This is a genomic window from Arthrobacter sp. P4_H3, from assembly GCF_056400885.1.
Genome location: NZ_JBFUKK010000007.1, coordinates 229,008 through 241,675 on the forward strand (window position 1 = coordinate 229,008; position 12,668 = coordinate 241,675).

Annotated in this window: 14 protein-coding genes; 2 read left to right on the plus strand and 12 right to left on the minus strand. The window is 66.4% G+C overall.

Features of this window, described 5'->3' with window-relative positions:
* Positions 1–82 precede the first annotated feature (82 nt).
* The 11 genes from trpS to glyA all read right to left on the minus strand — a co-directional run bounded on the left by trpS (position 83) and on the right by glyA (position 10,092).
* Entirely contained in the window at positions 83–1,126 is a 1,044-nt protein-coding gene (gene trpS, locus AC1DRE_RS12285; protein ID WP_476984891.1) for a tryptophan--tRNA ligase, read from the minus strand.
* 21 nt (positions 1,127–1,147) lie between these two features.
* The gene (locus AC1DRE_RS12290) at positions 1,148–1,981 is read right to left on the minus strand and encodes an exodeoxyribonuclease III (protein WP_476984892.1); all 834 of its coding nucleotides are present in this window, start codon (positions 1,979–1,981) and stop codon (positions 1,148–1,150) included.
* Between the two features lie 10 nt (positions 1,982–1,991).
* Positions 1,992–2,555 carry a hypothetical protein gene (locus AC1DRE_RS12295; protein ID WP_476984893.1) on the minus strand — a complete coding sequence of 188 codons (564 nt, stop codon included), beginning with the start codon at positions 2,553–2,555 and terminating at the stop codon, positions 1,992–1,994.
* A gap of 58 nt (positions 2,556–2,613) precedes the next feature.
* The gene (locus AC1DRE_RS12300; protein WP_476984894.1) at positions 2,614–3,477 is read right to left on the minus strand and encodes an ABC transporter permease; all 864 of its coding nucleotides are present in this window, start codon (positions 3,475–3,477) and stop codon (positions 2,614–2,616) included.
* Positions 3,474–4,355, minus strand: a complete 882-nt coding sequence (locus AC1DRE_RS12305; protein WP_476984895.1) for an ABC transporter permease — start codon at positions 4,353–4,355, stop codon at positions 3,474–3,476. The genes AC1DRE_RS12300 and AC1DRE_RS12305 overlap by 4 nt, the downstream gene beginning before the upstream one ends.
* Positions 4,348–5,271 carry an ABC transporter ATP-binding protein gene (locus tag AC1DRE_RS12310; protein WP_214955649.1) on the minus strand — a complete coding sequence of 308 codons (924 nt, stop codon included), beginning with the start codon at positions 5,269–5,271 and terminating at the stop codon, positions 4,348–4,350. The genes AC1DRE_RS12305 and AC1DRE_RS12310 overlap by 8 nt, the downstream gene beginning before the upstream one ends.
* Before the next feature lie 189 nt (positions 5,272–5,460).
* Positions 5,461–5,775, minus strand: coding sequence for an SHOCT domain-containing protein (locus AC1DRE_RS12315; protein ID WP_476984896.1), 315 nt, complete (start codon positions 5,773–5,775; stop codon positions 5,461–5,463).
* Positions 5,776–5,923: 148 nt separating this feature from the next.
* Complete coding sequence (locus tag AC1DRE_RS12320; protein ID WP_476984897.1) at positions 5,924–6,595, minus strand: response regulator transcription factor; 672 nt, start codon at positions 6,593–6,595, stop codon at positions 5,924–5,926.
* Positions 6,592–7,761 carry a sensor histidine kinase gene (locus AC1DRE_RS12325; RefSeq protein ID WP_476984898.1) on the minus strand — a complete coding sequence of 390 codons (1,170 nt, stop codon included), beginning with the start codon at positions 7,759–7,761 and terminating at the stop codon, positions 6,592–6,594. Before AC1DRE_RS12325 ends, AC1DRE_RS12320 begins: the two co-directional genes overlap by 4 nt.
* Positions 7,762–7,864: 103 nt before the next feature.
* The gene (locus AC1DRE_RS12330; protein ID WP_476984899.1) at positions 7,865–8,776 is read right to left on the minus strand and encodes a bifunctional methylenetetrahydrofolate dehydrogenase/methenyltetrahydrofolate cyclohydrolase; all 912 of its coding nucleotides are present in this window, start codon (positions 8,774–8,776) and stop codon (positions 7,865–7,867) included.
* 8 nt (positions 8,777–8,784) lie between these two features.
* On the minus strand, positions 8,785–10,092 hold the full coding sequence (glyA, locus tag AC1DRE_RS12335) for a serine hydroxymethyltransferase (protein WP_476984900.1): 1,308 nt from the start codon (positions 10,090–10,092) through the stop codon (positions 8,785–8,787).
* Between the two features lie 291 nt (positions 10,093–10,383).
* Here glyA and purU point away from each other — a divergent pair, with 291 nt between their 5' ends.
* A complete protein-coding gene (gene purU, locus AC1DRE_RS12340; protein ID WP_476984901.1) occupies positions 10,384–11,244 on the plus strand; it encodes a formyltetrahydrofolate deformylase in 861 nt (286 codons plus the stop codon).
* A complete protein-coding gene (locus AC1DRE_RS12345) occupies positions 11,244–11,921 on the plus strand; it encodes a class I SAM-dependent methyltransferase (protein WP_476984902.1) in 678 nt (225 codons plus the stop codon). Before purU ends, AC1DRE_RS12345 begins: the two co-directional genes overlap by 1 nt.
* A 71-nt stretch (positions 11,922–11,992) precedes the next feature.
* Here the strand turns inward: AC1DRE_RS12345 and AC1DRE_RS12350 are convergent, their stop codons facing one another.
* Positions 11,993–12,580 (minus strand): DUF2231 domain-containing protein, encoded by a 588-nt coding sequence (locus AC1DRE_RS12350; RefSeq protein WP_476984903.1) that lies wholly within the window; start codon positions 12,578–12,580, stop codon positions 11,993–11,995.
* Positions 12,581–12,668 lie beyond the last annotated feature (88 nt).

Below are 12,668 nucleotides of genomic sequence, written 5' to 3' on the forward strand. Positions count from 1 at the left end.
ATCGGCGTCCACGAATTGTCCCTCTCCGCGGTATGCAGGGGAGTTTTCGCTTGCGGTGACTTTGCTGGCGGATGACATGGGGCTAGCGGACTCCGGCGAGGCTGAGGGACGGCAGGAAGCCCATGCGCTCATAAACCTGGCCGAGGGTCACGGACGCGATTTCCCGGGCGCGTTCGGCGCCCTGGGCCAGGAGCCTGTCCAGCTCCGCCGGGTCCGCCATCAGTTCGTTGGTCCGGTCCCGGAGGGGCGTGATGAAGTCGACCATGACTTCCGCGAGGTCCTTTTTGAGGTGGCCGTACATCTTGCCCTGGTATTCCGCCTCGAGCTCGGCCACGGACTTCCCGGTAAGGGTCGAATAGATGGTGAGCAGGTTGGACACGCCCGGCTTGGCTTCGGCGTCGAACCGGATCTCCGTTCCGGTGTCAGTCACAGCGGACTTGATGCGCTTGGCCGCGAGCTTGGGGTCTTCCAGGAGCTGGATGGAACCGTGGGGCGACCCGCCGGTCTTCGACATCTTGGCAGTCGGGCTCTGGAGGTCGTAGATCTTGGCGGTGGCCTTGAGGATGGTGGCCTCGGGGACCGTGAACGTGTGGCCGAAGCGGGTGTTGAAGCGCTGGGCCAGGTTCCGGGTCAGTTCCAGGTGCTGGCGCTGGTCCTCGCCGACCGGCACAAGGTCGGTCTGGTACAGGAGGATGTCCGCGGCCATGAGGGTGGGGTAGGCGAACAGTCCGAGGGTTGCGGCGTCCGCTCCCGACTTCTGTGTCTTGTCCTTGAACTGCGTCATACGGGAGGCTTCGCCGAAGCCGGTGATGCAGTTCAGGGCCCAGGCCAGCTGGGCGTGCTCGGGCACATGGGACTGGACGAAGAAGATGCTCTTGTCCGGGTCGATGCCTGCGGCAATGTACTGCGCGGCGACCACGCGGGTGCGCTTGGCCAGCTCGGCGGGTTCGAAGTCCACCGTGATGGCGTGGAGGTCGGGGATGAAGAACACGGCGTCATATTCGGCCTGCATGTCGACCCAGTTGCGGACCGCGCCAATGTAGTTGCCCAGGTGCAGCGAGTCCGCTGTGGGCTTGGCACCGGAGAGGATGCGTTTCTTGGTCACGGGGGAAGTCGAGCTAGTCATTGTGAGAAAAACCTTCGGGGCTCAGAGCTGGTAGTCCACTACCAGCGGTGCGTGGTCGGAGAAGCGGGTGTCCCATGACGGCGCCCGGTCCACCACTGCCGAAATCGCGGCGGCAGCAAGGGCGGGGGTTGCCATGTGGTAGTCGATGCGCCAGCCTGTGTCATTGTCAAAGGCTTTGCCGCGCTGGGACCACCAGGTGTAGGGGCCGTCGACGTTTCCCGCCAGGCCCCTGTGGACATCCCTCCATCCGATTTCTTCGCCGAAGAAGCGGTCGAAGTAGGCACGCTCCTCCGGAAGGAAGCCGGCACGCTTGACGTTGCCCTTCCAGTTCCTGATATCCAGTTCGGTGTGGCCCACGTTCAGGTCGCCCACCACGAGGGCATGGTCACTGTGCTTGGCCAGCTCCGGAAGACGGTTGACCATAACGTCGAGGAAACGGAACTTGTCGTCCTGTTTGGGCGTTCCTGCCTCGCCGGAGTGCACGTAGGCGCTCACCACTGTCAGTGTGGCGGCGGCACCGGCGGCGTCCGTCACCCGGAAGTCCGCCTCGACCCAGCGGCCCGCGGTGGCGAAGTAGTCGTCGCCGATGTGCGGGCGGGTGGCCAGCGGCTCGGTGCGGGAGGCAATGGCCACTCCTGCACGGCCCTTGGCCTCGGCTTCCTCATGCAGGATGAACCAGCCCTCGCCAAGGAGCTGCCGAACAATCGCGTCGGGTGCCCTGACCTCCTGGAGGCAGAGAATGTCCACGTCCCGGGGTTCAAGCCATTCCGCCATGCCGTTCTTGTAGGCGGCGCGGAGGCCGTTGACGTTGACTGATGCGATGCGAAGGTGGTCCTTCTTCAATGCCGAGCTCACCCGCTCCACTCTAGTCGATGATGGTTCCGCTGACGGGTTCGTCAGCGCCACCGGAGGACTTGATCATGTCCCTGGCGTTGGTGGCCGTGATTTCGATGGTTTCCAGTGCGCGGCGGATGGTGTCCTGGTCTGCTGCGTCGCCCTTGGCCCGTTCCTGGTCGACGACGCGCACCTGGACCTGGACGATCTTGAAGGAGTGGTCCAGCTTCAGGTCCCGGACTTCGTCGGCCTCGCTGCGTGACTGCACCAGGCGGGTGCCGCCGTGATCGGCACTGCCCGACGACGGCGCGCGGCCGGTCGCGGCGTTGAAGGCGTTTTGCGCCTCGTTGAGTTTGGCGGTCGCCTTCTTGGCCGCCTTCTGGATGCTGAAGACGACGAACGCGGCCAGCGCGAGCCAGAACGCGGCGATGACAGCCACAACCCAGCCCACGACGTCGTTCTGGTTGGCGGCGAAGATGACGGCAACGACGAAGGCAATGACGAAAACCATCATTCCAGGGCCGCTGATCCGGAGCATGGAGAACCCGCCCTTGGCCGGGTTGGACGCAGAGTTAGGGTTACCCAGAGTTCGCATGCCTCCATTGTCTCAAACGCGCGACGGTGGAAATGGCCGCTTCCACCCCGGGCGAACGCTACTTCAGGAACAGCTTGCGGAGGCGCCCGGCGGTGAGCATGACCCCCAGCACGATCATCACGAGGTAGTACCCGACATGGATCGCCGTGGCGGGGCTGAAAATTCCCACGCTGATCTGCCGGAGCAGCTCCACCCCATGCCACAGGGGCATGGCCTGGATGAGCCACTGGATGTACTGCGGGTACACGCTGAGCGGGTAGAAGGTGGCGCTGAAAAGGAACATCGGCAGCATCACGAAGTTGATCCAGTCCATCTGCTGGAAGGTCTTCATGAAGCTGGTGATCCCCATCCCGAAGCTCGCGAAACCGAAGGCGATCAGCACGGACGCAGGAATCATGAGGATGGCCCAGGGCGTGGTGATCAGCCCCATGATTCCCATGACGGCGGTGAACCCGGTGGCGTACAGCAGGCCCCGCAGCAGCGCCAGGAAGATCTCACCCATGGCCACGTCCAACGGGCCCAGGGACGTGTACAGCATGCCCTGGTACAGCTTGGCGAAGTTCATCTTGAAGAAGACGTTCCAGGTCGAGTCGTACACGGCGCCGTTCATCGCGGAGACGGCCAGGAGCGCCGGCGCAATGTACGCGGCGTAGCTGATTTCCTGGCCGCCGGGACCCTGCACGGCGCCCACGATCGCGCCCAGGCCCACCCCCATGGAGATCAGGTAGAGCACCGGCTCGAAGAAACCGGAGAGCATCACCATCCAGTTGCTGCTCTTGGTGGCCATGAGCCCGCGGGCGATGACCGCCTTGACGTTCCGTGAGTACATGGGCCCGAAGCGGCGGTTCCGCGCCGCTTCGGTGACGCTGGGGCCTCCCGGGTTGTGACTTCCCGGGTTGTGGTTTTCCGCCAGAGTGCTCATTGGCCCAGCCTCCTGACGAATTGGCGCTTGGTGAGCATCCAGCCGGCAACGGCGAGACCCACCAGGAACACGATGTGGGCGATGGTCAGCAGCGGCGGTTCCTCGTAGCCGTAGCTGAAGACCCGGCCCAGTTCCGTGCCGTGCCAGATCGGCGAAATCCAGCCGATCCACCGCACCGCGAGCGGCAGCGAATCGAGCGGGAAGAACGTCCCCGAGAACAGGAACAGCGGGGTCACGATGAACCTCATCACCATGGCGAACTGGCCCTTGTCCTCCTTGATGGACGCGGCGTAGGCCATCAGCGGGAGGCCGAAAGAGAGCCCTGCCAGCGTGGCCACCAGGACAGACACCCAGCCCCAGCCGCTCGGCGACGCACCGAAGAGCGCCACCACCACAAAATAGATGGCGGACTGCAGCAGGAACCGCAGCGTCACAGCCATGATGTGGCCGGAGGCGATCTGTTCCGGAGTGAGCGGTGAAGCGTGCGGCCCGTAGTACACCCGCCGCCATTTGAACCCGTCCATGACCGGGAACGTGAATTCGTTGGCTGCGGTCATGACCGCAGCCGAGATCAGCAGGGCAGGGGCAATGAACGCCAGGTAGCTGACGCCGCCGAACGCGGCCTGGCTGCTCGTGTCCACCAGGGTGGCCAGGCCAACGCCCATGGCGAACAGGTACGCCACCGGCTGGCCCACGCCGTACATCACGATGGTCCAGCCGTAGCCCTTCATGACGCGGAGGACCTGCTCTGCGTAGTAGAAGGAGCCCCAGCGGCGGGCACGGGCCGCGGACACGGCCGGCGAGTGGGCGCGAAGCAGGGCGGGCGCGGCATGACCGCGGCCGGCATCCGAAACGGCAGGCGCGGACTGATCAGTCAACGAGGCTCCTACCGGTGAGGCGGAGGAAGACATCCTCCAGGGATGACCGGCGGACGAGCGACGTGACCGGGCGCAGTCCGCGCGCGGAGACCTGTTCCAGGGCGGCCTCGCCGTCGTGGGCGTAGATCAGCACCCGGTCCGGGAGCGTCTCCAGCCGCTCGCCGATGCCCTCCAGTTCGGCACCGATGGTGGCGTTGCGTTCCGAGCCGAAGCGCAGCTCCAGGACTTCACGGGTGGAGTACTCCCGGATCAGGCTGGCGGGCGAGCCCTCGGCCATGATCCGGCCCTTGTCGACGACGATCAAACGGTCGCACAGCTGTTCGGCCTCGTCCATGTAGTGCGTGGTCAGGATGAGCGTGACGCCCTGTTCCTTGAGCCGGAACAGCCGGTCCCAGAGAATGTGCCGGGCCTGCGGGTCCAGGCCCGTGGTGGGCTCGTCCAGCAGCAGGATCCGGGGTTCGTTGATCAGCGATCGCGCGATGGTCAGCCGCCGCTTCATGCCGCCGGAGAGGGCGTCCACCTTGGACTTGGCCTTGTCCGTCAGCTGGGCGAACTCCAGCAGCTCATCGGCTTTGGGACGCAGGTAGCTCATCGGCAGCCCGAAGTAGCGGCCGTAGACCAGCAGGTTGTCGCGCACCTTGAGTTCTTCGTCGAGGTTGTCCTGCTGTGGCACAACACCCAGGTGGGCGCGGACTTCCGGCCCGTGGCTTTCGGGGTCCAGCCCCATGATGGACAGGCTTCCCGAGGTGCGCTGCGAGACGCCGCCGATCATCTTCATGGTGGTGGACTTGCCTGCCCCGTTGGGGCCTAGCAGGCCGAAGGCCTCGCCGGCGGGAACACTGAAGGAAATGCCGTCGACGGCGGTGACGTCGCCATACGTTTTGGTGAGGTTTTCGGCGGTGATGACGTATTGCATCTGGTCGCCCTGGGTCTGGCTGCGGGATGGGTTGCTTGACAGTTCTTCGTTGGACACAAGTTCAGGCACCCACACAACGTTAGTACTCACGTTCGAACAAAGAAAGAGTTGAATCTCAAAAAATCCATTCGATTTGGTCCGGCCCGTCCCGTCTCCGGCGCCCTGCTGTTGAGGGCGCCGGAGACGGGCCTACTTTTCCTCTGCACGGAGGACCTGCAGGCGCTGGCGGTACTCCGTTTCGTCGATTTCCCCGCGCGCGTAGCGTTCGCGGAGCACTCCTTCACCGCCCTGGCGCGCTGCCCAGCGGTGGTTGGTCTGCCACGTCCGGCGGGCGATGAAAATGATCATGCCGATAACCAGGATCCAGAACAGCGGAAACAGCAGGAACCAGGGCGAGAAGCCGCCGTCGTACCACGGGGCATGGACGGCGACGCCGGCCGGAAGTTGCACCGCCGCCACCTGCACAGCGGCGGTGCCGATGGCGGTGCTCATTGCTGTCAACATGTCAGCTCCAAACTCTCAACGGGCCGTATCTCGGCTCTGCTTCAAGTCTGGTTTCGGGACGCCCCGCCGTCGTCCGGCGACGGGAGGCACTTGGCGCGGGCGGCGTACTCCCCCGGGAGACTCCCTCTGGAGAATCCTCCGGGACGCGTCAGCTGCTCCAGCCGGGCCGGACCAGGCCCGACTCATAGGCCAGCACCACCAGTTGCACGCGGTCCCGGACCTGCAGCTTTGCCATGATCCGGGACACGTGGGTCTTGGCGGTCAGCGGCGTAATGAAGAGCCGGCCGGCGATCTCCGCGTTGTTCAGTCCCTCCCCCACCAGCCGGAGCACTTCGCGTTCACGGTCGGTGATCCGGTCCAGCCCGGCGTCGGGCGGCTTGCCGGCCGCGGGGGGCTGCAGGGCCAACTGGGCCATGATCCTGCGCGTCACTGACGGCGACAGGAGGGCGTCGCCGTCGTGCACCACGCGCACCGCGCGGAGCAGTTCCTCCGGCTCGGTGTCCTTGACGAGGAACCCGGCGGCACCCGCCCGCACGGCCTCGGCGATGTACTCGTCCAGTTCGAAGGTGGTGAGGATGATGACCCGCGTTCCGGGAACGGCGGGATCGGCCAGGATCCGGCGGGTCGCGTCCAGTCCGTCGCCCTGCGGCATGCGGATGTCCATGAGCACGACGTCGGGATGCTCACGTGCCGCCAGCCGGACGGCGTCATCACCGGTTCCGCATTCGGCCACGACTTCCATGTCCGGTTCGGCGTCCAGGAGCGCACGGAATCCGGCACGGATGAGTGTCTGGTCATCGGCGATCAGGATGCGGATCATTGCTGCCCCTCAATCTGAGCGCCCGTACTCGGGGTGCTACCCGGCGGCAGGACCGCCTGGACCCGCCACCCCGGATGCAGCGGGAGGAACCGGACCGTGCCGCCCAGCGCCGCCGCACGCTCCCGCATCCCGGTGAGGCCGTTGCCCTCCGGTGCGCCGGCGGCGCCGCGGCCGTCGTCGTCGACTGTGATGGTGAGCTGTCCGGCGTCGGGCCCCTCCGCTGGAATTTCCAGCACGACGGCGGCGCGGCCGGCACCGGAGTGCCTCACCACGTTGGTGAGCGCCTCCTGCACGATCCGGTAGGCCGCTTCCTCCACGACTCCCGCGACCGGCGTGTCCGTTCCGTGGTCCGGAAGGGTCCGCAGCTTCACGTCCAGCCCGGTACGGCGCGCGTTCTCGGCGAGTTCGGGAAGCTTGCGCAGCCCTGGCCCCGACGCCGGACGGAGCGGTGCATCGTCCCGGAGCACGCCCAAGAGCTGGCGGACCTCGTCCAGGGATTCCTTGCTTGCGGCTTTGATGGCCTCCAGGGCGGGGCGGAACTGATCGGGATCCCGGTCCCCCAGGTGGAGCGCCACGGAGGCCCGGACGTTGATCATGGACAGTGAGTGCGCCACAACGTCATGGATGTCCCTGGCGAGGGCCAGGCGGTATTCGTCGCGTGCGGCCTGTTCGCGGGATTCCTGCTGGCGGCGCCTCTCGGCCACGCGTTCATGCCGGAGTCTGGCGCCCTCCCCCAGCAGCACCAGGATCACCAGCCACGACGTTCCGGCCACGGCCCGGATCAGGGCACCGTCGTCGCCGCTGGCCACAAAGTGGGCCACCAGCGCGGCGGCGCAGGCCCCCGCCACCGTCCACGTCTGCCACCGCCTGCCGGCGGCCGCCGAGAAGACGATGGCCAGCGCCAGGGAGAGCAGCACGGGACCCCAGGGATAACCGGAGGCCAGGTACAGCAGGGTTACCGCGGCAACCGCGGGGAGCATGACCGCCGGTGACCGCCGCCGGAGGGACAACGCTGCCGGGCCGGCGAGCAGCAGCACGAAGGCCAGGGCGTCCAGGGGCTGCATGTTCGGCTGGCGCGCGGCAGCGAAAGCCGTGCCCACCACCTGGACCACCGCCACGGCGATCACCACGAAGGCAGTGGGCGGACCCTGGAATCGGCGCGGCATACTCCGAGCCTAGCCGCGCCGACCGTCCCGCGTCGTCGGCTTAACGGCGTAAGGCGCCTACTCCCCGGGGAGTAGGCGCCTTGTTGCTTTTCAGTAGCCTGGCTCAGGCAGCGCCGGCGCGGTTTTCCGCTTCCAGTTGGCGTTCCGCGGCTTCGACCACGTTGGTCATCAGCAGTGCCACGGTCATGGGACCGACACCGCCGGGGTTCGGCGAAATCCAGCCGGCTACCTCGGCAGCTGCGGGATCGATGTCTCCGTGGACCTTGCTCTTGCCCGTCTCAGGATCCGTTTCACGGGTGACGCCGACGTCGAGCAGGGCCGCACCCGGTTTGACGTCCGCAGCCTTGACGATGTGCTTGGCCCCCGCCGCACCCACAATGACGTCCGCCTGCCGCAGCAGTTCCGAGAGGTTCTCGGTACCTGTGTGCGTCAGGGTCACAGTGGCGTTCACGGACCGCCGGGTGAGCAGCAGCCCGATCGTACGGCCGATCGTGACACCGCGGCCGACCACAACGACGTGCTTGCCTGAGAGGCTGTAACCGTTGCGCTCCAGGAGCTCGATGACGCCGCGGGGCGTGCACGGCAGCGGCGAGGTGATCTCGCCGCTGACATTGAGCACCAGCCGGCCCAGGTTGGTCGGGTGCAGTCCGTCGGCATCCTTGGCGGGGTCAATCCGTTCAAGGATGGCGTCGGTATCCAGGTGCTTGGGCAGCGGCAGCTGCACGATGTAGCCGTGGCAGGCAGGATCCGCATTGAGTTCGTCAATGAGGGCCTCAACCTGGGCCTGGGTGGCATCCGCCGGAAGCTCACGCTGGATCGAGTTCATCCCGATCTCCACCGACTGCTTGTGCTTCATGGACACGTACAGCTGCGAGGCAGGGTCCGCGCCTACAAGCACCGTGGCAATCCCCGGGGTGACGCCGCGGGCCTTCAGTGCCGCGACACGCTCAGCCAGCTCGGATTTGATGGCGGCAGCGGCTGCCTTGCCGTCAAGGATCTTCGCAGTCTGCGCCATGGACGGGTTCACCACTGCTCGTGCTGCGGGTAGAGCGGGAAGTCGGCGGCGAGCTTGTCCACCCGTGCCTGCAGCGCCTCGATGTCCGTAGCGGAGCCGGCCTTCAGGGCGGTGGCGATGATCTCGGCAACCTCGGTGAATTCCTCGGCGCCGAAGCCGCGGGTGGCCAGGGCCGGGGTACCGATGCGGAGGCCGGAGGTGACCATCGGCGGGCGGGGGTCGAACGGAACGGCGTTGCGGTTCACGGTGATGCCCACGGAGTGCAGGAGGTCCTCGGCCTGCTGGCCGTCCAGCTGCGAGTTTCGCAGGTCCACCAGGACCAGGTGCACGTCGGTGCCGCCGGTGAGGACCGAGACGCCGGCTTCGGCGAGGTCGGCCTGGTTCAGGCGGTCGGCGATGATCTTGGCGCCTTCGAGGACACGCTCCTGGCGCTCCTTGAATTCCTCGGTGCCGGCAATCTTGAAGGCAACGGCCTTGGCGGCGATGACGTGCATCAGCGGTCCGCCCTGCTGGCCCGGGAAGACGTTGGAGTTGAGCTTCTTGGCCCACTCCTGCTTGGCCAGGATCACGCCGGAGCGGGGGCCGGCGAGGGTCTTGTGCACGGTGGAGGTGACGACGTCGGAGTATGGCACCGGGCTCGGGTGCAGGCCAGCTGCCACGAGGCCGGCGAAGTGCGCCATGTCGGTCCAGAGGAGCGCACCGACTTCGTCGGCGATGGAGCGGAAGGCTGCGAAGTCCAGGTGGCGCGGGTAGGCGGACCAGCCGGCAATGATCACCTGGGGCTTCTCGGCGATGGCCTGCTCGCGGAGCTTGTCCATGTCAACGCGGAAGTTGTCCTGCTCCACCTGGTAGGCGGCCACGTTGTAGAGCTTGCCGGAGAAGTTGAGCTTCATGCCGTGGGTCAGGTGGCCGCCGTGGGCCAGGGAGAGGCCCAGGATCTTGTCACCGGGAGTGATCATGGCCGACAGTGCTGCGGCGTTGGCCTGTGCACCGGAATGCGGCTGGACGTTGGCGTATTCGGCGCCAAACAGCTCCTTGACGCGGTCGATCGCCAGCTGCTCGGCGATGTCCACGTATTCGCAGCCGCCGTAGTAGCGGCGGCCCGGGTAGCCCTCGGCGTACTTGTTGGTCAGGACGGAGCCCTGGGCTTCCATGACGGCGCGCGGGGCGAAGTTTTCCGAGGCGATCATTTCCAGGGTGCCGCGCTGGCGGCCAAGCTCCTGGTCCAGTACGGCGGCGATCTCGGGATCGAGCTCAGCCAGCGGCAGGTTACTGACGGTGGAGGAAGTGCTGACGGAAGTCGGTGAAGTAGTCACGAAAAACTCCTGGCTAGGGATGGGCGCTGCTAAGGTCAGGCTACCGGCTGTGACGTTGCTCCGCCCCTTGGTTACGGGCAGCACGGCGCCATGGGTCGGCAGCGGTTAAACTGCCTACCGGCAAAACATGACCCTCGGCCCAGGCGTACGATCCGTGGTCTTCGTAGGTGCCGCTCCCTGATGGTTAGCCATCCAACGCCAGTTGCGACCGGTTAAGCCTATCAAAGCCTTTCCGCATCCCGTCGAAGGCCCGTCGAAAACAGTGCCTCCGCCGCGGGTAGGCTGTTCTTCGTGACTGAAGACCAGCTGGCCTCCGCCTACGTACTGACCCTTTCCTGCCCCGACCGTCCCGGCATCGTGCATGCCGTTGCGGGAGCACTGCTCGTGGCAGGCTGCAATATTACGGACTCGCAGCAGTACGGCAGCCAGTCCACCGGCACCTTCTTCATGCGGGTTGAGGCGACCACGGCTGGTTCGCAGGCTGACGTGTACGCGGCGCTGGAACCGGTGGCGGCTGCGTTCGGCATGCAGTGGAGCCTGAACCCCGAGGGAGGCAAGGTCCGCACCCTGCTGATGGCGAGCAAGTCCGCGCACTGCCTCAACGATCTCCTGTTCCTGCAGCGCTCCGGCACACTGCCCATCGAGATCCCCGCCATCGTGTCCAACCACCAGGACCTGGCCGGGCTGGCGGAGTTCTACGGCATTCCGTTCCACTACATCCCCGTCACTGCGGACACCAAGGTCCAGGCCGAGGACGAGCTGCGGAAGATCATCGCGGAGGAAGGCGTCGAACTGACCGTCCTGGCCCGCTACATGCAGATCCTGTCCAACGACCTGTGCACCGAGCTCACCGGCAAGGCCATCAACATCCACCACTCCTTCCTGCCGTCCTTCAAAGGCGCGAAGCCCTACCACCAGGCCCACGCCCGCGGCGTGAAGCTGATCGGCGCCACGGCGCACTACGTCACAGCCGCCCTGGACGAGGGACCCATCATCGAACAGGAAGTCATCCGGGTGGACCACCGCCGCACGGCCGAACAGTTCGTGCAGATGGGCCGCGACGTGGAGGCCCGCACACTGGCCCAGGCCGTCCAGTGGCACGCCGAGCACAGGGTGCTGCTCGACGGGAACCGCACGGTCGTCTTCAACTAGTGGTCGAACACTTCGCCACGGAGCATGGCGGCGAGGACCGGCTGGCCGCGTTCTACAACCAGAGGGCGGTCCTTCATCCGGAGCACCCGCTGACCCCTCAGCGGGTGGAGCAGCGGGACCGGTTCATCGCCCGGCTGAAGGCCGAAGGCCGGCACGGCGTGCTGGAAATCGGCTCCGGCCTGGGGCTCGACGGGCTGAAGTTCGTCCAGGCCGGGATCCACTACACCGGCATCGACCTGTCCGAAGAGCACGTGCGGATAGCGACATCCAAGGGACTGAACGTCTCGGTTGCCAGCGCCCGGAGCCTGCCCTTCGCCGACGGCGTCTTCCCGGCAGTGTGGAGCATGAGCACGCTGCTGCACATCCCCAACCGGGACATTGACGACGTCGTCCGCGAACTGGTGCGCGTGGCCGCCCCCGGGGCGCCGATCGCCGTCGGACTCTGGTCAGGGGACGACGAAGAGGTACTCAACCCCGAAGACGAAATCGAACCGCCGCGCTTTTTCAGCCGCCGCAGCGACGCGGCGCTGCGGCGGATCTTCGGCCGGCACGGCGACGTCGAGGAATTCGTCACGTGGCCGGAGGGCACGGGCGCTGAATCAGGCCCGGGCGCGGGTCACTGGACACAGCATTACCAGTTCCTGGTCCTCCGCACTCCCCCTGCCCAGCCCAACTAGGTAGCAGCAGGTGTCGTTATGAGCCCTCAAAACGACACCTGCTGCTACCTAGTTGGGAGCCGTGCGCTGCCCTAAGCACCCCGACGGGCGCTGCGCATGTAGCCGCCCAGGAATGCGGCCGCAATCAACAGGAGTCCGCCCATCCGGGCCAGCCGGACGCCGAGCCTGTGCTTGCCCCGGCGCCGCGCGGTCCAGGATCCGAGGAAGATCAGCACGGCCACGCCGTTCAGCCCGGCATGGACGATGCCAACCCGCTGCGTTGCCCGGCCGGCCAATGCCCACTCGGCCCATCCGGTCAGTGCCGTGGGCGCCGCGGCCAGGACGCCAAGGCCCACCAGCCGGGTGGCTGCCCGCTGGGTCCCCGGATCCGCAAACAGGTCGAGGTACATGGCCATGAACCACGCCCCGAAGGGCACATCGGTCAGGATGCCGTGCAGGGGTATTCCAGTTGCGTCGCCGTGGAGGAAGCTTCGCATCCGTTGGTTTTCGACCAGGTGGCCGGCCTTCAGCTCAGCCACCGAGACGGCCGGGTCAAGGGCCTCGAGCTGCTCAAGCCGCCGCATCAACCGGCGGAACCTGCCGGGCCCGCCGCCTCCGTCCTTCCGCAGGTGAAGTCCTTGCAGCTGAAGCCCGTGAGGGCCAAAACCCCGAAGTTCCATGGCCCCATGCTAGTGAGTCAGGACAGCGGCGTCACTAGGCACAAGGTCCGCCTGCGGAGTCCGCATACGCGGGCTGACGTGAACAGTG

Excerpts from the sequence above, each read along its gene's own strand:
- trpS (WP_476984891.1), bottom strand. The coding sequence starts at position 1,126 with ATGACTAGCTCGACTTCCCCCGTGACCAAGAAACGCATCCTCTCCGGT.
- AC1DRE_RS12295 (WP_476984893.1), bottom strand. The coding sequence starts at position 2,555 with ATGCGAACTCTGGGTAACCCTAACTCTGCGTCCAACCCGGCCAAGGGC.
- AC1DRE_RS12300 (WP_476984894.1), bottom strand. The coding sequence starts at position 3,477 with ATGAGCACTCTGGCGGAAAACCACAACCCGGGAAGTCACAACCCGGGA.
- AC1DRE_RS12310 (WP_214955649.1), bottom strand. The coding sequence starts at position 5,271 with ATGCAATACGTCATCACCGCCGAAAACCTCACCAAAACGTATGGCGAC.
- AC1DRE_RS12315 (WP_476984896.1), bottom strand. The coding sequence starts at position 5,775 with ATGTTGACAGCAATGAGCACCGCCATCGGCACCGCCGCTGTGCAGGTG.
- AC1DRE_RS12320 (WP_476984897.1), bottom strand. The coding sequence starts at position 6,595 with ATGATCCGCATCCTGATCGCCGATGACCAGACACTCATCCGTGCCGGA.
- AC1DRE_RS12325 (WP_476984898.1), bottom strand. The coding sequence starts at position 7,761 with ATGCCGCGCCGATTCCAGGGTCCGCCCACTGCCTTCGTGGTGATCGCC.
- AC1DRE_RS12330 (WP_476984899.1), bottom strand. The coding sequence starts at position 8,776 with ATGGCGCAGACTGCGAAGATCCTTGACGGCAAGGCAGCCGCTGCCGCC.
- AC1DRE_RS12350 (WP_476984903.1), bottom strand. The coding sequence starts at position 12,580 with ATGGAACTTCGGGGTTTTGGCCCTCACGGGCTTCAGCTGCAAGGACTT.